14 protein-coding genes, 1 tRNA gene and 8 pseudogenes are annotated in these 21,485 nt (G+C 45.3%); 16 read left to right on the forward strand and 7 right to left on the reverse strand.

The genetic code is table 11. The features are described from left to right. Window positions 1-7: 7 nt before the first annotated feature. On the forward strand, window positions 8-832 hold the full coding sequence (locus DXE37_RS03640; protein ID WP_114636613.1) for a uroporphyrinogen-III synthase: 825 nt from the start codon (window positions 8-10) through the stop codon (window positions 830-832). Window positions 833-869: 37 nt separating this feature from the next. Here the strand turns inward: DXE37_RS03640 and DXE37_RS03645 are convergent, their stop codons facing one another. Beyond that, window positions 870-1,442 carry a chorismate--pyruvate lyase family protein gene (locus DXE37_RS03645; RefSeq protein WP_114636614.1) on the reverse strand — a complete coding sequence of 191 codons (573 nt, stop codon included), beginning with the start codon at window positions 1,440-1,442 and terminating at the stop codon, window positions 870-872. A 2-nt stretch (window positions 1,443-1,444) separates the two neighbouring features. Further along, window positions 1,445-2,821: a DEAD/DEAH box helicase gene (locus DXE37_RS03650; RefSeq protein ID WP_114636615.1), complete on the reverse strand. Its 1,377-nt coding sequence runs from the start codon at window positions 2,819-2,821 to the stop codon at window positions 1,445-1,447. A gap of 253 nt (window positions 2,822-3,074) precedes the next feature. Between DXE37_RS03650 and leuE the strand changes: the two genes are divergently transcribed. Continuing rightward, window positions 3,075-3,755 carry a leucine efflux protein LeuE gene (gene leuE / locus DXE37_RS03655; RefSeq protein ID WP_114636616.1) on the forward strand — a complete coding sequence of 227 codons (681 nt, stop codon included), beginning with the start codon at window positions 3,075-3,077 and terminating at the stop codon, window positions 3,753-3,755. A 7-nt stretch (window positions 3,756-3,762) separates the two neighbouring features. On the opposite strand, the gene DXE37_RS11195 is transcribed toward leuE, so the two are convergent. Together DXE37_RS11195 and DXE37_RS11205 are read right to left on the reverse strand one after the other, a co-directional pair. Further along, entirely contained in the window at window positions 3,763-4,404 is a 642-nt protein-coding gene (locus DXE37_RS11195; protein WP_197713212.1) for an aldehyde dehydrogenase family protein, read from the reverse strand. Then, window positions 4,401-5,101, reverse strand: a pseudogene (locus DXE37_RS11205) (aldehyde dehydrogenase family protein). Before DXE37_RS11205 ends, DXE37_RS11195 begins: the two are co-directional and overlap by 4 nt. Window positions 5,102-5,151: 50 nt before the next feature. Between DXE37_RS11205 and msrA the strand changes: the two are divergent. Further along, a pseudogene (gene msrA / locus DXE37_RS03665) lies at window positions 5,152-5,726 on the forward strand (peptide-methionine (S)-S-oxide reductase MsrA). Window positions 5,727-5,740: 14 nt separating this feature from the next. Here msrA and pdxH read toward each other — a convergent pair. Then, window positions 5,741-6,378: pseudogene (gene pdxH, locus DXE37_RS03670) on the reverse strand (pyridoxamine 5'-phosphate oxidase). 24 nt (window positions 6,379-6,402) lie between these two features. On the opposite strand from pdxH, the gene DXE37_RS03675 reads away from it, so the two are divergent. From DXE37_RS03675 to DXE37_RS03690, 3 genes are all read left to right on the forward strand, one after another. After that, window positions 6,403-7,158 carry a tRNA threonylcarbamoyladenosine dehydratase gene (locus tag DXE37_RS03675; protein WP_114636617.1) on the forward strand — a complete coding sequence of 252 codons (756 nt, stop codon included), beginning with the start codon at window positions 6,403-6,405 and terminating at the stop codon, window positions 7,156-7,158. A 362-nt stretch (window positions 7,159-7,520) separates the two neighbouring features. Beyond that, window positions 7,521-10,130, forward strand: coding sequence for an aminopeptidase N (gene pepN, locus DXE37_RS03685; RefSeq protein WP_114636618.1), 2,610 nt, complete (start codon window positions 7,521-7,523; stop codon window positions 10,128-10,130). An 87-nt stretch (window positions 10,131-10,217) separates the two neighbouring features. Then, entirely contained in the window at window positions 10,218-11,198 is a 981-nt protein-coding gene (locus tag DXE37_RS03690) for a class 1 fructose-bisphosphatase (protein ID WP_114636619.1), read from the forward strand. Between the two features lie 98 nt (window positions 11,199-11,296). Here DXE37_RS03690 and cphA read toward each other — a convergent pair. Continuing rightward, window positions 11,297-13,866: pseudogene (gene cphA, locus DXE37_RS03695) on the reverse strand (cyanophycin synthetase). Continuing rightward, window positions 13,867-15,594 (reverse strand): annotated as a pseudogene (locus DXE37_RS03700) (ATP-binding protein); the annotation flags it as partial. Between DXE37_RS03700 and DXE37_RS03705 the strand changes: the two are divergent. The 10 genes and pseudogenes from DXE37_RS03705 to DXE37_RS03755 all read left to right on the forward strand — a co-directional run. Continuing rightward, window positions 15,579-16,190, forward strand: a pseudogene (locus DXE37_RS03705) (ATP-binding cassette domain-containing protein); the annotation flags it as partial. The pseudogenes DXE37_RS03700 and DXE37_RS03705 overlap by 16 nt on opposite strands. Next, a pseudogene (locus DXE37_RS03710) lies at window positions 16,187-16,655 on the forward strand (cyanophycin metabolism-associated DUF1854 family protein). The pseudogenes DXE37_RS03705 and DXE37_RS03710, both read left to right, overlap by 4 nt. A gap of 15 nt (window positions 16,656-16,670) precedes the next feature. Next, window positions 16,671-16,746 (forward strand) — tRNA-Thr (locus tag DXE37_RS03715). Window positions 16,747-17,099: 353 nt separating this feature from the next. Further along, the gene (locus DXE37_RS03725) at window positions 17,100-17,720 is read left to right on the forward strand and encodes a PDC sensor domain-containing protein (RefSeq protein WP_162786160.1); all 621 of its coding nucleotides are present in this window, start codon (window positions 17,100-17,102) and stop codon (window positions 17,718-17,720) included. A 95-nt stretch (window positions 17,721-17,815) separates the two neighbouring features. Continuing rightward, window positions 17,816-18,187 (forward strand): hypothetical protein, encoded by a 372-nt coding sequence (locus tag DXE37_RS03730; protein WP_162786161.1) that lies wholly within the window; start codon window positions 17,816-17,818, stop codon window positions 18,185-18,187. Window positions 18,188-18,365: 178 nt separating this feature from the next. Then, on the forward strand, window positions 18,366-18,671 hold the full coding sequence (locus tag DXE37_RS03735; protein WP_162786162.1) for an adenylate/guanylate cyclase domain-containing protein: 306 nt from the start codon (window positions 18,366-18,368) through the stop codon (window positions 18,669-18,671). After that, window positions 18,641-18,901 (forward strand): hypothetical protein, encoded by a 261-nt coding sequence (locus DXE37_RS13925; protein WP_197713068.1) that lies wholly within the window; start codon window positions 18,641-18,643, stop codon window positions 18,899-18,901. Before DXE37_RS03735 ends, DXE37_RS13925 begins: the two co-directional genes overlap by 31 nt. A 347-nt stretch (window positions 18,902-19,248) precedes the next feature. Further along, a pseudogene (locus DXE37_RS13375) lies at window positions 19,249-20,209 on the forward strand (tripartite tricarboxylate transporter permease). Between the two features lie 99 nt (window positions 20,210-20,308). Further along, window positions 20,309-20,680 (forward strand): DUF2946 domain-containing protein, encoded by a 372-nt coding sequence (locus tag DXE37_RS03750; protein WP_114636624.1) that lies wholly within the window; start codon window positions 20,309-20,311, stop codon window positions 20,678-20,680. Between the two features lie 81 nt (window positions 20,681-20,761). Further along, on the forward strand, window positions 20,762-21,352 hold the full coding sequence (locus DXE37_RS03755; RefSeq protein WP_114636625.1) for a TonB-dependent receptor: 591 nt from the start codon (window positions 20,762-20,764) through the stop codon (window positions 21,350-21,352). Window positions 21,353-21,485 lie beyond the last annotated feature (133 nt).

Raw genomic sequence — 21,485 nt, forward strand, 5'->3', positions numbered from 1 at the left:
ATCCCTCATGAGCACTAAAACCATCATTGTTACTAGGCCAAGTGGTCAGGCTCGTCAATTGATTGAGGTGCTTACTATTGCGATAGAAGAAAGTGGTGTAGCAAAACGTAGTTTCCCAGAGGTCCTGTCTCTGCCCTTGTTAACGATTGTTCCAAAGACTGACGAGGCATTGGCGGAGCAAATTGTCGCCGTCTTGAATCAAGTAGATCTTGCCATTTTCGTAAGCCCAAATGCTATCGAGAGTGTGATGCGTTTATTAGAGCGAGACTGGCAAGACCTTGCAAAAAAGATTATCCCGATTGGTGTGATGGGGGGAAGCAGTCATCAAGCCCTTAAAAATCATGGCATTGGATTAGAGCGGATGCCGACACCGATCATCCTTCCTGAGAGTAATGAAAACTGGGATTCAGAGGGCTTGTGGCAAGAACTCCAATCACTTCATTGGGATTGGGAGAATAAAAAAGTAGTGATCTTTAAGGGTGAGGGTGGCCGTGATTGGTTGGCTGACACACTAAAAAAGGCGGGCGCTAAGGTTGACGCCATTTCTACCTATAGTCGAGTACCTCTAGATATTGAGCATTCTGCTTGGCAGGCGATCCGAGACATCGATTTGAGCAAGTCACTTTGGTTGCTGACATCCTCTGAGGCAGTCCGCTATCTTGGCGAAGTATTCAAAGATCAATTTACTCAAAATCTCAATAGCGCTTGTGCGCTATGCCCACATCACAACATAGCCGATGCAGCAGAGTTCATTGGATTCAGTGAAATTTTTACTAGTAAGCCGGGCGACGAGGCTCTAGTGAAGTCGACCTTAGCTTGGCTAACGCTTTAAAAGTAAAACGAAGAGCTAAAAAAGAATGAAGAAAGAACTAAAACTTCGCAGCCTTTAGAAGTTCAGGCAAGAAAATTTCGTTAACCAAAATGGGGTGTCCTTTTAAGCGATAAAGGGTGCGTCGTGCCCATAAAGGCGAGCTTAAACCATTCAACTGCTTGGCGCATTTTTTCCATAATTCACTGCTTTTATCCAAGCGAGCAATATCACGAGGCGGTTTTGCTTTTGAGTGTTTACGAACTTTGCTAAATAAGACTGCGCCTAAAGGCTTAGTGCCAAGGCGCAGGATGGCATGATTACTTCCGCTTGAGCTAAATGTAGGAATGACACTATGCGCCATTACCAATGGAATTCCATTGGAACAAAGTAGCACTTCGCGAACTCTGCAACGTCTGAGTTGGAAATGAAAATAATGACTTTCGTCGCTATTCAGTGATTGAGGGTAGTCACGCAAAACTTGCACTTCTAGTTTTTGCCCAATGACAGCCTCAATCTTTTGGGTGAGAGAACCGGTATCGCTCAACCAGGGTTGCCACTCGCGTAGCGCCCGATGGATTTCACCGGAACCGACTCGATTCCATGCAGAACGGAGACGATTACGGTGAATCATTTTTAGCTACCGCTAAAGTTACGACGTTGGCCGCCGGACTTTGGTTTCGCAAAGCGTGGACCGCCTGCCGGGCGTGCTGGACGTGAATCAGCCGAGCGAGCGGGACGTGAATCACCTGAGTGACCACTACCAGCATTATCGCCGCCAGAACCACCACCGCCAAAGCTTGGTTTAGCTTGTGGCTCTAAACCAGCGATGACTGAAGCGACGATATCTTGCTGTGTAAAGCGCTCAATATTACGGATCTTGGCGCGATCACGATGTTCAACCAAAGTGATTGCCACACCATTACGACCTGCACGACCTGTACGACCAATGCGGTGCGTATAGTCTTCTGGTTTCATTGGTAAGCCAAAGTTAATCACGTGATTAATGCGTGGGACATCGATACCGCGAGCAGCTACGTCGGTTGCAACCAAAATCTTGGTGTGACCTTTACGCAAAGACTCGAGGCGGCGCATACGCACGGCTTGAGGCATTGCACCATGAAGTGCAGTAGCTTCGTAGCCATTAGCACGCAAGGTGTCGGCAATCTTTTCGCTTTCAACTTGAGTGCTAGCAAACACTACTGCTTGATCCAAAGAGGCATCAGCCAAAATGTGCTCAAGCAATTTGTGCTTGTGTGACATGCTGTCAGCCCAGTGCAACTTCTGCACAATGTTAGCGTGTTTTTCACCTGCATGAGCAAGTTCAATACGCCTAGCATCTGTAGTCAACTCATTTGCTAAAGACATAATCTTTGGTGAAAAAGTTGCAGAGAACATCAAGGTTTGGTCGCGACCAGAGCAACGCTTATCAATTGCTTCGAGATCTTCAGCAAATCCCATGTCGAGCATGCGATCAGCTTCGTCAATCACGAGCTGTTTAACATCATCTAAGCGAATTGCTTTGCTATCGCACAAGTCGAGCAAACGACCTGGAGTTGCAACAACTAACAATGCACCTTTCAATGCTTGGATTTGTTTTCTGTAAGGCATGCCACCCATAACGGTGGCAATACGGATACCTTTCATACCGCGAACTAAGTTCACTGCATCGGCGGCAACCTGCTGAGCTAATTCGCGAGTAGGGCAGAGTACTAACACTTTAGGTTGTGCGCGGCCTGGAACTGGTGAACTGTTCGGGTTACTTTCAATCAGTTGATTAATTAGGGGTAATAAAAAGGCTGCGGTTTTACCGCTACCAGTTTGGCTGCTGACCAATAAGTCACCGCCTGCTAAAGCTGCAGGAATAACCTGTGCTTGCACTTCGGTAGCTTGGGTAAATCCCAGTTCAGCAACGTTTTTAAGGAGTGATGCCGCTAGGGCAAAATTCTGGAATTCATTTCCAGCGCTCTTTGAGTCTTTCGACTCTTGTTTAGTTTCTTTAGAAAAAGTCATGCTATTACACATCTCCTTTAAGGGATGTCTCCGTATGTTGCATCCATGGTTTTTTATAGGATGCGATGGTCAAAGGCATCGACCATCAGACAAGCGGCAGCGCGTTTTGTAACTTCGGTGTTTATGACTTCTAAACGATACGCTGAAATAGAGCTGGGGGGCGATGAACCAAATTGCTTAAAAAGCCTCTCATTATGACAGTTTAAGCACGCGGATTACAAGGGTTTTCTCGAGTTAATTATATGATGAAGTAATGGAGTGGCTTACTTTCAATTTCTTTTCACCCGATCATGCTGGGATCATTGATTTTCCAACTTATCTTTTGGGAACTATTTTTACTATTTTGTTCCCAGGGCCTAACTCACTGTACGTTTTAACTATCACCACGCAAAAGGGATGGCGCTTTGGTGTTTGGGGTGCCATTGGAATTTTTATAGGCGACTCCATCTTGATGGCTGCAGTTGCTTTGGGCGCTGCCTCGCTCCTACTCTCATCCCCAGTGTTATTTAAGATTGTCCGCACTACAGGAGCGCTCTATTTAGCTTGGATGGGTTGGGGATTATGTCGCAATGGAATCAGGCGATGGAATCAAGTTCTTGATGAAGAGTCTGACGGAGCCTTACAAACCAGGGTAATGCAATTACACCCATTGGTTGCTGCGCTTACGCTCTCATTAACCAATCCCAAAGCAATCTTGTTCTTTATTGCTTTTTTCTCGCAGTTCATTCGTCCAGACTTTGAGCGTCCTGCGCACACCTTTTTCTATCTTGCGATCGTTTTACAGTTTTTGAGTATGGCTTATTTGGCCAGTTTGATCTGTGTGGGACAATTTTTCCTGAAATTTTTTCTGCGACAACTCCGCTTAGCAGCAGCGCTATGGATGCTAGCGGGAGTATTGTTTATTGGCTTTGCTGGTCGACTGCTGTTTGCTTGAATGCTTGCTACTTTAAATAGCGTATTAACCAAGCTATCTTTTTCCCATACGGAGGGCGTGCTATTTGAGTCCCGTTAAAGAGATTGAGCCCAAAGAGACCACGCACCTCAAAAATTGACTTTTGATGGCTGAAGGTATCAAAACCTGCTTTACCGTGATAACTGCCCATACCACTAGCTCCCACTCCACCAAACGGTAAATGCTCAATGGCGATATGTAAAAGTGTGTCATTGATTGTGACGCCGCCTGAGCGGGTTTCATTTAAAACCTGCTTCATATTCTTTTTGTCCTTACCAAACCAATATAAGGCCAATGGCTTAGGTTTACTGTTCACATAAGCAATAGCTGCCGCAGTATTGGCAATAGTGACAATAGGCAAAATAGGGCCAAAAATTTCTTCATGCAGAACGCGCGCTTCAGGTGGAACATTGATTAATGCAAGTGGCTCGAATGGTCTAGCGCCCGCTCCTGGATTATTGAGTAAGGGAATGACTTTTGCGCCACGATCAAGCGCATCATCCACTAGGTGTTGCCAGTATTGCAACTGCTTTTCATCAATAGGACCAGTTAGTTCTTCTGGGTTACTGAATTGCATTTGGGCTGCACTTTGTAATTCCTGAATAAACTCATCTTGCTGACCTGCTTCTATGAGGACATAGTCTGGGCAATATACGTTTGACCACCATTCAGTAGCTTGCCGTAAGTAACTGAGGAAGCGGCATCTTTTAGCTTGGCGCTCCTATCAATGATGACCGGTGTAGCTCCACCTAACTCTAGTGTTACTGGGGTAAGGTTCTCAGCCACGGCGCGCATAACTTTTTACCAATAGAGCCTGAACCTGTAAAAAAGAGATGATCAAATGGTAGCAATGCAAATTGTTCAGCAACTTCAGGTCCACCAGTGGTGACACAAAACCCTGTTGGGTGGAAATATTCTTGAATCAATCCAGCGATGAATCCAGAGGTACGAGAGCTTCGTTCGGATGGTTTTAACCAAACGCGATTACCTGCGGCAAGTGCTGCAATGGCTGGAATGAGGGCCAACTGCACGGGATAGTTCCAGGAGCTGAGTATGCCCACCACACCAAGAGACTGACTTTCGACCCAAGCCTGAGAAGCGCCCAAATGAAATGGAACATCCTTTTGTTCAGGCTTCATCCATTTCTTGAGATGCTTGCGGGTATATTGACATGCCTGATAGATCATTTGACATTCTGCTAAACGCGTCTCAACCGGATGGCGTATGCCAAAATCAGCTATGAGCGCTTTGCTCATTTCGAGAGTGGGGTTTGGTTCTGCAGCATAGGCCGCTTTGATTTCGTCAAGCTGGATGGTGAAGCGATTCATGGTTGATTAATAGTTGGCAGGCATTTAAAATAAGGCATTAGGATAAAGTCATGGAAACAAATTTAGATAAAAATGCACCCCTTACAGAGCGGGCTACTTTAGGCGGAGGCTGTTTTTGGTGCCTTGAAGCGGTATATCAGCAGATTTCAGGGGTTAAGTCAGTGGTTTCTGGGTATATGCCGGAGGCCCAAGACCGAATCCTACTTATGAGGCAGTCTGCACAGGCACAACAGGGCATGCAGAAATTGTCGATATCCTTTTTGATCCAAAAGCCATCTCTTTTCGAGATTTATTGGAAATCTTTTTCGTCATTCACGATCCTACGACTTTGAACTACCAAGGTAATGACCACGGCACACAATATCGCTCTGTAATTTTTACCCATAGCGATGATCAAACCAAGATTGCAAATGAGGTGGTAAGGGAGCTTGAAAATTCAAAAATTTACTCAAGCCCAGTAGTTACACAAATTGATGTTGCGCCAGCTATTTACCCGGCAGAAGACTACCATCAGAATTATTTTCAGCAACATCCCTATCAAGGGTATTGCATGGCAGTAGTGGCGCCGAAGCTTGCCAAATTCAGGGCGAAATTTAAATCGCTGATAGCGCAGCAATATCTTTGAAACTTTAAAAAAGATTACGGGGCTAGGCGATTAATTCGCCACTCAGATCTCCCTAGTTTGTAATGCATGCGATCGTGCAGTCTAGATGGACGACCTTGCCAGGATTCAATTTCTGTAGGCCGTAAGCGGTAACCACCCCAATGCTTAGGACGTGGGTGGGGGCATCGCCAAACTCTTCCTTAAAGCGTTTTTCTGCTTCCTCTAAGAATTCACGATTAGGAATAGCAGCGCTTTGTGGAGAGGCCCATGCACCAATTCTGGATGCTGCTGGGCGAGAATGAAAATACTCATCACTTTCAGCAGCGCTAACCCGCTCTACAACACCCTGTATCCTGACCTGTCGTTCTAACTCATGCCAATGAAAGAGTAGAGCAGCCTGTGGACGTATAGCTAAATCACGTCCTTTTTGACTCTCGTAGTTTGTAAAAAAGGTAAAGCCGTTTTGATCAGCCCCTTTTAGTAAGACAATACGAGCTGAAGGATTTCCGGCCTGATCAGCGGTTGCTAAGGTCATTGAGTTGGGTTCTGGGCACTCTGCCTTGATGGCTTGGTCAAACCAGAGCTGGAAAAGCTGCAGGGGATCGTGAGGTACCTCAGTTTCTGAGAGCTGACCAAAGGTATAGTTTTTACGCAGTTGAGCAATGGAGTTCATTTATTCAGTATATAAAGAGAAGCTATGGCAGAAGACAAGGCAGAAGGAAGCATAGAAAACAGGCGTTTTGGTGGTGTCTCACGACTCTATGGTCCTGAGCTGCGCGAGCGATTTTTAAATGCATCCGTTGTAGTGGTGGGTCTGGGGGGTGTTGGCTCTTGGGCAGCAGAGGCCTTGGCTCGTACTGGCATAGGTCATCTTATTTTAATTGATTTCGATCACATTGCAGAGAGTAATACCAATCGACAACTGCATGCGCTTGAGGGGCAGTATGGCAAAGCAAAAGTCGAAGCCATGACTCAGCGTATTTTGCAGATTAATCCTGAAATTCATTTGACTGCTTATGATGATTTTTTGGAGCCAGAAAATTTAGATCAATTTATTCCTGCTGGAGCATATATTTTGGATGCCATGGATTCCGTGCAAACCAAAATTGCACTTTCGGTTTGGGCGCGAAAAAATACTCGTTCTTTAGTGATGTGTGGTGCTGCTGGTGGAAAGACCGATCCTACGTCCGTTCGTTGTGATGATTTATCTCGTACCGAACAAGACGCATTATTGGCAAAGGTACGCCAAGGTCTGCGACAAGATCATGGTTTTTCCAGAAATCTGAAACATAAAATTGGTATACGAGCCGTATACTCTCATGAGCCTCGCGCTGGTGCATCTACTGGAGGATTGGCTTGCTCTGGTTACGGTTCAACGGTAATGGTGACAGCTGCTTGTGGATTGGCTGCTGCTGCCGAGATCCTTAATTTGATTGGTCAAGACCAAGAGTAATTCTATTTACAATTCAAATCAGTAAAGCCTCTATTAATCCTTAGGGGGATTCCCTGTAGGAAATTACTGATTCTTTTGCAGTCAGAAATAATTTGTCTGCACTTCTACCTTGAGTTTAGAAGACACTCCTCTTTTGAGCCGCATATTTTTATCTAATTAGTTACTTTAGTAATTTCTTTCCTCTAGTGTTCGCAGTCAGTACTCCATAGACTTTGCTCCGCCAGAAATTCACGAAGCGCGTGCCAATAAAGTGGGTACATTTAGTGGCAGCCATTACCTTTATTGCGATTGGTTTGGGCACCCTTATTTGGGCTTAAATTAGCGGATCCACAGCTCTGCTGGCCAAGACTTAAAATAAGGGGATGAAAACCGATCTTCCTCAGAGCTTTCACCGGCTCGCATACCGTCCTCCCGTCTATACCTTTGATCAAGTTGAACTAGATATTGCTTTAGATCCTGCTCGCACCATTGTTAAAAGTCGGATCGAGGTTATACCGAGTAAAAGTTTTGAGCCAGGGGCGCCCTTGGAATTGGTCGGACACGAACTCGAGTTTGTGAGTTTGAGAATTAATGGTCAAGCCCATCGTCATTTTGAATTAACGCCTGAGACGCTCACGATACATTCCTTGCCTAATGAGGGCAGAGAAAAATTTGTCGTAGAAATGATTTGCATTTGTGTTCCAGAGAAAAATACTACCTTGATGGGTTTGTATGTTTCCAACGGAAACTTCTTTACTCAGTGTGAGGCAGAGGGTTTCAGGAAGATTACTTACTTCCTCGATCGTCCAGACGTCATGGCGCGCTATACGGTGACATTGCGTGCGCGTGAAGAGGAGTGTCCAGTCTTGCTTTCCAATGGCAATTTACTTAGCGCTGAAAAACTTCCTAATGGCTGGCATAGCGCTACTTGGGTAGATCCGTTTCCAAAACCATCCTATTTATTTGCATTAGTCGCAGGCAAGTTGAAATGCATTGAAGAAACCATTACGATCAGCAGTGGGGCCAAGAAGCTATTGCAGATTTGGGTTGAACCACACGACCTCAAGAAAACGCGTCATGCAATGGATTCCCTCATTGCTTCAATTCATTGGGATGAGAAGCGTTTTGGTTTGGAGTTAGATTTAGAGCGATTCATGATCGTTGCCGTCAGTGATTTCAATATGGGAGCGATGGAGAATAAGGGTTTAAATATTTTCAATACCAAATTTGTTTTTGCGCAACCAGAAACGGCTACAGATGCAGACTTCGCCAATATTGAAAGTGTTGTTGCCCATGAATACTTCCATAACTGGACGGGTAATCGAGTCACTTGTCAGGACTGGTTTCAATTATCACTAAAAGAAGGTTTGACTGTATTCAGAGACCAAGAGTTCTCTGCTGACCAAATGGGTAGCGAATCGGGTAGAGCCGTAAAACGAATTGAGGATGTTCGATTACTGCGTCAATTGCAATTCCCAGAAGATGCGGGTCCGATGGCCCATCCAATTCGTCCTGACGAGTATCAGGAGATCAATAATTTCTATACGGTTACTGTATATGAGAAGGGCTCCGAGATTGTCCGGATGTATCAAACCCTCTTGGGTAAAGATGGATTTCGGAAGGGGATGGATTTGTACTTCCAGCGCCACGATGGTCAGGCGGTTACTTGTGATGATTTCTTGGCTGCCATGGCAGATGCCAATGGAAAAGATCTAAACGAGTTTAAGAATTGGTATAGCCAAGCGGGTACACCACGTGTCCATGTACAAGAGCACTACGATGCCGTAAAAAAACAGTATCAATTGACCTTAACTCAAAGCTGTGTGCCAAGCCCTGGCCAACCAGAGAAAAAACCTTTCTATATTCCGCTGAAGATTCGTCTACTTACTCGGTCAAATGATCAGTCAGAACAATTGCTCGAACTTACTCAAGTCACTCAAACATGGACTTTTGACAATATTCCAGATCGTCCAGTACTTTCAATTAATCGAAATTTCTCAGCACCGATTAATTTGGATTTCGAGCAAAGTGAGGCTGATCTTTTAGCTTTATTCTCCAGCGATGACGATGCTTTCAATCGCTGGGAGGCTGGTCAAAAGTTAGCAATGCAAATGATTCTTAATAATCGCTTGCCAGATGCTGAGTTGATTGAAGCGTATCGCAATCTCTTGCTTGACCCCGAACTGGATCCAGCCTTTAAAGAACTCGCTTTAACATTGCCAGCAGATTCTTATTTGTATGAGCAATGCGCCAGCGTTGATCCTCAGCAAATATTTAATGCGCGTCGCGCTTTCCGTAGAGAAATAGCTAAACAACTTCAACTGGAGTGGGCGGCTTTGTATCAACAAATGCAAACGCCAGGACCCTTCAAGTCAGATGGTGTTGATGCAGGTAAACGCGCACTGAAAAATCTAGCCTTGAGTATGCTGTTAGATGCAGCGCCGAGTATTTGGGCGCCTATGGCAGCAAATCAATACCATATTGCCGACAATATGACGGATCGATATGCCGCATTATCTGCATTGGTTGTTCATGGTGCGAAAGCGGCAAAGGATTGTTTGATCGATTTCCATAATCGCTTTGCAAATGATGCATTGGTGATTGATAAGTGGTTCGGCTTGCAAGCTAGTCGTCCGCCAGTAGATGGACTGGAATCTACTCTTGTGGAGGTCAGAAAATTACGTGAACACCCTGCCTTTAAGTTAAATAACCCAAACCGCGTACGTAGCGTGATTCATTCCTTCTGCGCCAATAATCCAGCGAGCTTTCATCAGGCTGATGGTAGTGGCTATGAGTTTTGGGCGGATAGCGTTCTAGCACTAGACCCTATTAACCCTCAGGTGGCTGCCCGCCTAGCAAGAGCATTGGATCGCTGGCGTTTATTTGCTCAGCCTTATCAAGATCGTATGAAAGTGGCCTTAGAGCGGGTTTCAACGTACCAAACACTCTCTTCTGATGTGAGGGAAGTGATTGGAAAGGCGCTGGGTAACTAGTTCCTGAAATAATAAGGCAAAATAGAGTCCAATTAACAGATCGCTTTGGCAAAAACTGGAGAAATACCTTTGTCCTCAAGTACGCATATGAATTTCAAGCAATATTTGGCATCCGCTAAGCCTGCAGGTGCCGATATACCTGCAGGATTGCAGGATTTACTTACCGCAGTGGTGAATACTTGCTCAACCCTCAGTCATGAAGTGGCGCAAGGCGCATTGATTGGTTTGCTCGGTTCGGCGGGCACTGGTAATGTGCAGGGTGAAGTTCAGCAAAAGCTCGACATCATTGCTAATGACTTGCTAATCGAGGGTGTAAAGGATTGTAAATCGCTCGCAGGCTTGGCCTCCGAGGAAATGGAGCTCCCAGTTCCGGTTCAAGGTACAGGCGATTATTTGCTCTTGTTCGATCCACTCGATGGCTCATTTAATATTGATGTGAATGTTTCCATCGGGACTATTTTTTCAGTTCTTCAGAAGCAAGATCCAAATGCACCTCTACAAACCTCAGACTTTCTATTATCTGGACGTCATCAAGTTGCTGCTGGTTATGTGGTGTATGGTCCGCAAACTACGATGGCTTTGACTTTAGGTGATGGTGTAGTGATGTTTACCTTAAATAAAGTCACAGGCGAGTTCTTATTGATCAAAGATTCTGTAAAGATTGCGCATTCGACTAAAGAGTTTGCGATCAATATGTCTAACATGCGCCACTGGGCTGATCCAGTGCGTCGCTATGTAGAGGAATGTCTCGCAGGTGTAAGTGGTGTCCGCGATAAAGACTTTAATATGCGCTGGATCGCCTCTATGGTGGCAGATGTGCACCGTGTGTTATCTCGCGGTGGAGTCTTTATGTACCCTTGGGATCAACGTGAGCCACATAAGCCTGGTAAGTTGCGCTTGATGTATGAAGCCAATCCAATGAGTTTCTTGGTGGAGCAGGCCGGTGGTGCATCCACGAATGGCACAGAGCTCATCATGGATTTACAGCCTACAGACTTACATGAACGGGTTTCTGTAATGCTGGGCTCTAAAGAAGAGATTGACCGTATTCAGCACTATCACTCGTAAGTGAATCTCACTTCAAAAGCAAAAAACCCAATCACACGATTGGGTTTTTTATTGCCCCACATGATCAAGCAGGAGCATCATCAAGAAAACAGCTTAATTTAAGGCCTTACTTTTTCTTTAAGGTAGGCAAGGGATTCTTCAACTTGGTCAATTAGGATGAGGCAGATATCGCCAGCAGAAAGGTCATTTAAGGCGGTATCAATTGCCTTGAATTCTCCATGAATCTCCTGCACTTGCTTTGCCTTAGTGGCGCCTACTAAGCCTTCTTGCAGAAGCCTGAGGACTTCGCCGTCTTCACGCCCACGTTGGCAGGCGTCTTGATAGAGAATGACATTGTCAAATGAATTTCCAAGTATGCGAGTGAGGTCACGAATATCCTCATCACGACGATCGCCTGCACCGCTGATGACCACATGACTCTTCTTGGGTTTCATCGCTTCAACGGCACTTGTAAGGGCTCGCATCGCATCCGGATTGTGACCATAATCAGCGATCACCGTAGCACCATTGTGTTGAAATTGATTAAAGCGCCCCGGTACAGAATTAGGAGCACTCTCAAAACTGTTAAGGCCGCGGCGCAATTTTTTCAGCATCAAGACCTAGGGCCCATGCGGCACCAATAGCCGCTATTGCATTTTCAATCTGAAAGCCGAGTACACCATTCTGTGTCAGCGGAATTTCACTGACAGGGAAGCGGTACATAACACGCGAGCCCTGGGACGCAACAATATAGGTGCCGTCAAAGTAAATAACTTTCTTATTTTTAGCGCGGTGTGCAGTAATGACGGGATGATGTTGATTTTGGGCAAAGAAAATCACTCGGCCGGAGCATTTGTCACCCATCTTGGCAACCATCGGGTCAGCAGCATTGAGTACGGCCGCACCAGTAGGAGCTACGTTTTGCACAATGACACGCTTCAGCACAGCTAGATCTTCAACGCTGGTGATGTAATTGGGTCCTAGGTGATCACCTTCGCCAATATTGGTCACTACAGCGACTTCACAACGATCAAAGCCTAAGCCTTCACGTAACAAACCACCACGAGCTGTTTCTAGAACAGCAGCATCCACATCGGGATGCATTAATACATTACGCGCACTCTTTGGCCCACTGCAACCACCGGTATCAATCAAGCGATGATTAATATAAACACCATCGGTACCTGTCATGCCAACACGCAGACCAGTTTCATTTAATAAATGAGAGATGAGTCGTACAGTGGTAGTTTTACCGTTGGTACCAGTCACGGCCACCACAGGAATGTGTCCATCTTCACCTAACGGGAACATCATATTGATGATGTCTTCACCTACTGGGCGACCCTTGCCGTAGGACGGCTTCAGATGCATACGCAAACCGGGGTGCTGCATTGACTTCAACAATGCCACCGCCTTGCTGCTCTAGAGGTTTGTAGATCGATTCGCAAAGAATGTCTACGCCTGCAATATTCAAGCCAATCATCTGAGCTGCTGCAACTGCGCTTGCTGCAACATCTGGATGTACATCATCTGTTACATTGGTAGCAGTGTCACCAGTGCTGAGGTTGGCATTGTTACGCAGCAAAACACGTTCACCGGTTTTAGGTACATATTGAGGTGATAAGCCGCTACTTGCTAAGTGGGCAAGGGCGATATCATCAAAACGGATTTTGGTGAGAGCTGTTGCATGACCATTGCCACGTAAAGGATTCTGATTTTCTTTTTCAACGAGTTCGGCAACTGTATGTTTGCTGTCGCCAACCACCTGGGCTGGCTCACGACGTGCAGCAGCAGAGAGGCGGTTGCCAACGACCAGCAGTCGATAATCGGCTCCAGGTAAATAGCGCTCAACAATAGTTTCTCGACCAAAAGCTTGCGTCACGATAAAACCAGCACGCACTTCCTCTTCGGTTTGGATATTCGCAACAACGCCTTTACCTTGGTTGCCATCTTTTGGTTTCAAAACAATTGGGCCACCAATTTTTTGTGCGGCACGCCAAGCAGCAGCAGTTGTTGTTACTACTTCACCAATTGGTACGGATACGCCAGCCGCCGCTAGTAGATTTTTTGTGAGCTCTTTGTCCTGAGCAATAGCCTCTGCAATCGCGCTGGTATCGCTAGTCTCAGCCGCCTGAATTCTTTTTTGCTTGCTTCCCCAGCCGAACTGAACCATGCTCCTCAGTCATACGGCGATAGGGGATATTGCGTTGTACCGCGGCATCCACGATAGAGCCAGTACTTGGTCCTAGGCGGACATCTTTATAGAGTGCCTCTAATTCAGATAAGGCAGCAGCAAGATCAAATGGCGCATCATTCAGAGTCGCCTGCATTAAAGCAAAAGCAAAGTCAAAAGCCATACGGCCTACAACTTCTTCGGTGTATTCAACAACGACTTGATAGACCCCAATATCAACCGTTTGAACGGTCCGACTAAAGGTAACTGGACAACCTGCTTGAGCTTGAAGACCTAGTGCAGCATGCTCCAAGGCGTGTGCAAGAGAGAGCACTTCATTGTGGCTGCCACGACGCATGCTACCTAGTTGTGGAAAGCGTTCACGAATCTTCGTTTCAAATTGGGGAATAGATTCGATCGAACGTTCTGATTCGTCACAAGAAGCAATCGTTTCTAAGGCGGTATGACGCTCCATAAATTTGGGCCGCGTAACATGCGAATACGGGTAATTTCCAATTAAGTCCCTGTAGCAGTGGCGACATCAGGCACAAAAGTTTCTACACCTGCTTCGATCACATTAAACGGAATATCTAAAGCCCAGGCCGCAGCAATTGCGGCGCCTAAATTCATAGTCTTCCAAGGAGAAGTGCTATTAGCCTCTGAGTGACGAGGAACTGGAATAGATTTCTGATCCAGCTTGCCTGACTTCAAAGTAATTTGTTGTTTGCCAATTAACACTGCGCGGCCATTATTTAACAAGTGACCTTTGATGATTTCAGAATCTGGATTTTCGCTAAAGAAGATGACTTTACCATCGCAGAGTTCTGCCATTTGTACGCACATTGGATCATCGGCATTCAGAACAGCAACTCCAGTTGGAAGCACTACATCTACTTGAGTGCGCACAACGCTAAAGACTTGGTCTTCGTCATAAATCGCATATTGGGGAAAGTTAGCTTGTGGATCAACATTAAGCACAACGCCAACCTGACAACGATCGTAAGCCAATCCTTCAATCAACATGGATAGATGATTATTTTCAATCACGGCTGCTTCGACTGCGCGGTTGAGAAGTGTGCGGCGGGCATTTTCCCAATTGGATGAGCGGCAATTTGGAATGGCGCGGTTATCGAAGAATAGGCCTTTACTACTAGAGAGGCCAACATAAACATTGGTCAGGCGCAAGAAATGAGCAATCATTTCAGCGACAGGTGTTTTGCCACGTTCACCACAAACACCAACTACTGGGATGCGGAAATCCGAACCTGGAGGAAAGAGGTGATTAGCAATTTCTTTACCAACGGGCTGAGGTTTGCCGCTTGCTGGCTTAAAGTGCATCAATAAGCTAAGACCAGCATTGACTTCGACAATAGCAGCATTTTGATCGGCTAAAGGCTTGCTAATATCCTGCGCCACCAAATCAATGCCTGCAATTTCTAGTCCAACTACGCGGGCTGCTAAAGCAACTTGACTAGCTACGTCAGGGTGAACTAAATCTGTAACATCAAACGCAACGTTGCCATTGCTTTGAATCAGGACTTTATGGTCAAGTTCCGGAATGCTTTCGCCCGTTAATTTTTGACGAGCTAATTCAAGCTCTACTGCGGAATCAATTCGTGCTGGATTAAGAGGGTGTTCTTCGGCAGTACCACGACGTGGGTCAGAGTTAATCTGAATCTGAATGAGTTCATGGACGGTATGTTTGCCATCACCCGTAACCCAAACGGTTTCCCCTTTTGCGGATGCCACCACCTTATTGCCAACTACCAGCAAACGATGTTCATCACCAACAATATGCCGCTCTACTAAAACCTCGCTACCTTCGTCTATAGCAACTGCATAGGCAGATTCAATTTCTTGTTGGGTATAGAGATTGATGAAGACGCCACGTCCATGATTGCCATCAATTGGTTTAACTACCACTGGAAGACCAATATCTTGCGCTGCCTCCCAAGCATCATCTGGGCTGGTAACCGTTCTACCTTCCGGGGTGGGGACTCCTGCGCTACGTAATAAGCTCTTGGTTAAGTCTTTATCCTTTGAAATAGTTTCGGCGATAGCGCTAGTCTGATCAGTTTCTGCTGTTCAGATGCGACGCTGTTTAGCGCCGTAACCTAATTGAACTAGGTTGCCTTCGGATAATCGAATGGATGGAATGCCACGCTCTTCCGCTGCATTGACGATGCAAGCAGTGCTAGGTCCAAGCAATAAGTCATCACCAAGTTCACGCAGATTATCGAAAGCGCATTGGCTTGGTACTGCAAGAACCATTTTTATTCTTTGGCGCGATTGCTGAAAATATTGCTTATGGCAAACCAGACGCTAGTCGTGAAGAGATCATTGAAGCTGCCCGTGCAGCACATGCTCATGAATTCATTCTGCGTTTACCTCTGGGTTATGACTCGCTAGTTGGAGAACGTGGTCAATCATTGTCAGGTGGTGAGCGTCAACGGATTTCAATCGCACGAGCCTTACTAATTAATCCAAGCATCTTGATTTTGGATGAAGCCACATCTTCTGTGGATACCACGACTGAAAAAGAAATCCAGCGAGCGCTTGATAACTTGGTTAAGGGGCGTACTACGATTGCTATTGCGCATCGTCTATCTACGCTAAAGAAAGCGGATCGCTTGGTTGTTTTAGATAAAGGCGAGATCGTCGAGATTGGCTCACACCACGATCAATTGATGGAAGCTCAGGGTGCTTATTACACCTTGTATCAGGCGCAGTTGCGTCATGCTGCAGAGTTGGTTGAAGGTGGTGCTATCGGCGAAAGCTTGGAAGAGCAACAAGAAGAGTTGTTGGAAGAAGCCGCTAAGAAAATCGGGGGTGGGGTATGAGTAAGACTCATCAGCTTGAGCGTGATGCGCTAGGCCGCCTTGTTTTTATTGATAGTAATGGTGAGCGCCATGTGGGTGTACATCCGGTGAGAGCGTTCCCAATTACTGCGCCAGGTTGCTGGTATTGGCATCATGAATCAGTCCGGTAAGGAGCTTTGCTGGTTTCCGAACGTGGCAGCGATTTCTGAAGCGGAGTTAGATTTAATTGAGGAAGAGTTAGCAGAACGAGAGTTCATGCCCATCATTGAAAAAATTACTAAGGCATCTACCTTTGCTACGCCAAGCATTTGGGATATTGAAATCGATCGAGGCCCAACCCGAACTCGACTCAAGGGCGAAGAAGATATTCGCAGAATCGCTGGCAATACATTGCTGATTGCCGACTCGAATGGATTGCAGTTTTTGATCAAAGACTCCACCCAGCTGGACAAAGTCAGCAAAAAACTCTTAGATCGATTCCGCTAGAATTACTACGAAATTGCCGCTTTAGCTCAGCTGGTAGAGCAGTTCATTCGTAATGAAAAGGTCGCCAGTTCGATTCCGGCAAGCGGCACCAATTATTTCCCCCATTTTCTAGGACTTATGGCAAGCTTTGTTCTTGAGAAAATAATTTGCACTCGCAATGATGTCATTTTTCGCAATAGGTGAAATTACTTTTGGCTGAAATTTTAAATAAGGCTTTTTTGCTCGCTGAATCCTGATGAAAAAACATTTCTCGCTAAATCTTCACATTTCATCCTTATTTTTGCTGCTGATTTTGATTGTTGGCGGCACTATTAGCATTATTTCTCACCTGGCTTTAGAGGAGATTTTGCGTAAAGGTGCCCAAGAAAAATCCAATCGATTAGCTCAGCAGATGGTCTCGAATTTTCGTGGGCTCATAGATCCCTCTCCGAAGTGGGGGTCAGGTTGCTAGCAAATTCTGCAATTACTGAAGCAAATACCCTTGGCGCTCGGTTAAAAAGAGTTGGATTATTTAAAGAAATGCTCTCTAACTACAGTGCCATAGCCGCAGTTTATGTTGGTTATTCCAACGGAGATTTTTTCCTACTACGCCCTATACGCTCAGAAGGAGATCGCAATAAATACAGTGCTCCAGCAGAAACAAGTTTCATGATTCAAAGCATCGAGCATGTTGGGTCAGCATTGCAGGGAAGCTATATTTTTTTAGATTCAGGATTGCGGGAATTAAAGGTAGATCCTCAGGCGGAGTATCCAAAAAAGTATTTTCCACGTCAGCGACCTTGGTTTCAGGAGGCGGTTAAAACTTCAAATGTCATTACGACCCCACCGTATTTATTTTTTGCTAACCATCGTGCCGGTGTTACTATTGCGAAGCAAGCCGAAAATCGTCAGGCTGTTGTTACAATTGATATTGAGCTAGATGCCCTTGGTAAAAATCTTGCGGAACAAAAGCCAACCCCAATGCAGGGATGGCAATTGTTGATGATCAGGGGTTTGTTATTGCTTCAAGTGGATCGACATCTCTGGTGGATGAATCTGGATCTAATGGAAACCAGATTCAGTTAAAACGACTTAATCAATTTAATTTACCTATTCTTGACGCTCTTTATCAGATTTCAGGCAATAAAAGCGACTTACCCCAATTCACAAAATTAGGCGATGTGGATGGAAATAGCTGGGATGTTAATTTTTATCCATTTTCAGCAGGGGGTGAGGGACGCCTTTTGTTCATTAGCGCAGTTCCTGAGAATGAGTTACTTGCAGATGCAATTGCACTTAAGCATAAGTTGATCTTGGTTGGAATAATTTTGTTATTACTCATGATCCCAATTAGTTTATTGCTTAGTCGTGCTATTTCGCGACCTATTAGATTGCTTGCTAAAGAGGCTGACAATATTCGTGAATTTAATTTGCATCAATTTTCTTATGTGAATTCCCATATTAGAGAAATTTCCATTCTGAATCTCGCCTTGAGTCGTTTGCAAAAGACGATTGCCGCTTTTACAGCCTATATACCGAGGGGATTTGGTTAGCGACTTGCTGAAGTCGGATACTGGCATTGAAATTAGTGGTGAGGGTAGGTATCTGATAATCCTCTTTTCTGATCTTAAGGCCTTTTCATCGTTATCAGAGGTAACGCCTTCTCGTGAGTTACTCGCGCGCGCATTTCTTCTTATCTCAAACTGATGACATAAGCCATCAAGGAAGAGGGTGGCACGGCCGATAAATTTATTGGCGATTTCAGTCATGGCTTTTTGGGGTGCGCCCGCCCTAAACCCGCACCATGCCTGTCACTCGGCAGTTGCTGCCATCAAAACCAAGAGGCGAATGGTCAAACTCAATCAAGAGTTGATTCAAGAAGGCAAGCCACTATTGGTTGTGCGTATCGGCATTAATACAGATGCTGTGCTGGCAGGGAATATCGGCTCTGAAGAGCGTTTGAGTTACACCGTTTATGGGGAGATGGCGTCAATATTGCATCTCGCTTGGAAGGTATCAATAAGGAATTTGGCATAGATATTGCTATCAGTCATGCCGTATTTAAGGATGCGGGTGAGTGTCTTTGGGTTCGTCCAATTGACTTAATTACTGTTAAAGTGCGCGCTACACCAGAGTGGAAAAAGTTTATGGCTGATGGAGCATTCAATCAGACATTCATGACAGGTAAAGAATTTAGAAACTGGCTTACTTTGAATGAAGCTTTGCACAAGCAGTTGATGGGTGAAGCAGGATTCTTAGCTAAGTAATTTTTGGTAAATAAAATAGGACCTCCAGTAGGGGGTCCTATTTTTTAAGTAAGTGCATTAATTAACTTTTATAAAAATTAAAAATATGTATGAACATACAAACAATACAAATCAAGACTCAGTAATTAGCGTCAGGGCAATGGATATCATTACCGCCCTCTTGTTTCTTGCTGTAGGCCTAACAATAATGGTTGGCAGCATTAAGTTAGGTGCTAGCTGGGGTGTTGATGGTCCGGAGGCTGGTTATTTCCCTTTCTACATCAGCTTGATCATCATGCTCTCTAGCGCGGTTACCTTGTATCAAGCTGCAGTTGTGAATAAGAAAAAGAAAACAGAAACGTTTGTTGATGCTTGTTGGTGTAACGCTCGGTGTAATCATCGGTGTGTTGCCAGGCTTGGGTGGTGCAAATGGAATTGCGATTCTGTTGCCATTGACTTTCACAATGCCGCCAACTTCCGCGATCATTATGCTTTCCTGTATTATTGGGGTGCATTGTTTGGCGGGGCGATTACATCCGTTCTGTTTAATATTCCAGGTGAACCGTGGTCTGTTGCTACAACCTTTGATGGTTATCCAATGGCGCGTAATGGCAAGGCTGGTGAGGCCTTACTGCTGCATTCACGTCTTCATTTGTGGGCGCTTTCTTTGCGCAATCGTGATGATGACTTTCTTGGCGCCATTGGGTAGCGAAGTTTGCACTCCAATTCGGTCCGCCAGAGTTCTTCTCGGTCTACTTGCTGACCTTCTGTAGCTTTGTCGGCATGAATAAAGGTTCGCCATTCAAAACGATTTCCGCCATGACGCTTGGTTTTGCTTTGGCAACAGTGGGTATGGATACTGTTACAGGTCAATTGCGTTTGACTTTCGGCAATCCAGAGTTAATGCGCGGTTTTGACTTCTTGATCGCCGTGATTGGCTTGTTTGTTATTTTAACTTGCGTGCCACTGTTTGCTTCTATCTTAAGAATTCCATTCTCAATCATTGCACCTGTCATCATTGCTATTTGTGCGGTGGGTGCATACACTGTTCACAACGCCATGTTTGACGTATGGTTGATGTTGGGCTTCGGTGTGGTTGGATATATCTTCAAGAAACTTGATTACCTGATAGCTCCAATGGTCTTGGCCTTGGTATTGGGTGACCCTGCGGAAGACTCTTTCCGTCAATCCATGCTGTTCTCACAGGGAAGCTTAGATATTTTCTTCTCTAACCCATTGGTTGGCGGTATTACATCCCTTGCTTTGCTACTGCTGTTCTGGCCATTGATTGGCAAGTTTGTAGGTAAGAAAAAGGTGTCTGCAGCTTAAATAGTGAAACACGCTAGGGAACTGGCGATTTCAAAGGGAAAAGGGGCGTCAGCCCCTTTTTTCATGCCGAAAAGAAATTTCCGATAAAATTCAATCATCATGAATTTCCATAAAAACCGCCTCATTCACTGGGTTGCTGCATTTGCAATCGCAATGAGTGCGCTTGCGCCAGCAGTTTCTCAGGCGGTATCGCTTGCAAAGCATGGAGAAGATTTTGCGATGGAGATTTGTTCTGTTGATGGCAGCAAAATGCAAATTGCTGTCCAGGGCGATGATTTAGAAGTGGCTGATCAAATTCAGCTTTGTCCTTACTGTGTTGCTCAAAACAGCATTACCCCAGTATTTAATACCACTCTTACATTTGCAGCGCCAGACTCTTTTGCGCTACTTCCAAGACTTTTTTATCAATCGCCTAAACCACTCGCCGTTTGGGTAACACCACCTGCAGCAGCTCCACCAGTAAAAGCCTAATTCAATATTAGGGCATAGCCTAGCTATGTAGTTAGCAACGAATCAAGTAATGCGTTGTCGTATTAAACGGTGGAGCGGTAAATGTTGTTTCAGCAAAAGAAAATTAGCGTATGCATTGGCATACTTTTTGGGTCTACATTAATTAATGCGCAAGCACAAATTGCGCCACCGCCAGATTACAACCAAAAGTTGGGTGATGTAGTGGTGAGCGCAACCCGTTCAGGAACGCCATTAGATGAGATTCCTCTCAACACCACGGTTCTCACTAAAGAGGCTCTAGAAGTAGCGCCCGATCAAACGATTGATCAAGTATTAAAGAATGTTCCAGGTATGATTTTGAATGATACGCCTTACTATCAAAAGGATCCGATGGGGCAAAGTATTCACGTGCGGGGCCTTGGAAATGCCAGAACGTTAGTTTTGATTGATGGCGTGCCAGCGAATGATGCTTTTTATGGAACAATGCAGTGGAACTTGGTTCCGATGTCCTCAATTGATTCCGTGGAATTTATCCGCGGCGGTGTTTCTAGTCTATGGGGTAACTACGGCAGGGGTGGTGTGATTAATATCAAGACCAAAACACCAGTCAATAGTCAGCAAGAGATATCTGCGAGCTTTGGTGCATTCGGCACTGGCAACGTAGCCGCTTCAAAAGATCTTCATCGCCTCTGAAAATCTTCAATTGCGGTTCTCGGCCGACTACTTCAATACCAATGGTTATCAAAATATAGCAACAATTTCACCGGCTGCTGCTAATAGCATTAAGAATGGACAGGGCGATTCAGCCTCGTATAACTCTAACTTC

The sequence above is a fragment of the Polynucleobacter necessarius genome, assembly GCF_900095205.1.
Lineage (GTDB): Bacteria > Pseudomonadota > Gammaproteobacteria > Burkholderiales > Burkholderiaceae > Polynucleobacter > Polynucleobacter necessarius_E.

What these genes read in the sequence shown, in the direction of transcription:
- DXE37_RS03640 (WP_114636613.1), top strand. Translation starts at nt 8, where the DNA reads ATGAGCACTAAAACCATCATTGTTACTAGGCCAAGTGGTCAGGCTCGT.
- DXE37_RS03645 (WP_114636614.1), bottom strand. Translation starts at nt 1,442, where the DNA reads ATGATTCACCGTAATCGTCTCCGTTCTGCATGGAATCGAGTCGGTTCC.
- DXE37_RS03650 (WP_114636615.1), bottom strand. Translation starts at nt 2,821, where the DNA reads ATGACTTTTTCTAAAGAAACTAAACAAGAGTCGAAAGACTCAAAGAGC.
- leuE (WP_114636616.1), top strand. Translation starts at nt 3,075, where the DNA reads ATGGAGTGGCTTACTTTCAATTTCTTTTCACCCGATCATGCTGGGATC.
- DXE37_RS03675 (WP_114636617.1), top strand. Translation starts at nt 6,403, where the DNA reads ATGGCAGAAGACAAGGCAGAAGGAAGCATAGAAAACAGGCGTTTTGGT.
- pepN (WP_114636618.1), top strand. Translation starts at nt 7,521, where the DNA reads ATGAAAACCGATCTTCCTCAGAGCTTTCACCGGCTCGCATACCGTCCT.
- DXE37_RS03690 (WP_114636619.1), top strand. Translation starts at nt 10,218, where the DNA reads ATGAATTTCAAGCAATATTTGGCATCCGCTAAGCCTGCAGGTGCCGAT.
- DXE37_RS03750 (WP_114636624.1), top strand. Translation starts at nt 20,309, where the DNA reads ATGAATTTCCATAAAAACCGCCTCATTCACTGGGTTGCTGCATTTGCA.
- DXE37_RS03755 (WP_114636625.1), top strand. Translation starts at nt 20,762, where the DNA reads ATGTTGTTTCAGCAAAAGAAAATTAGCGTATGCATTGGCATACTTTTT.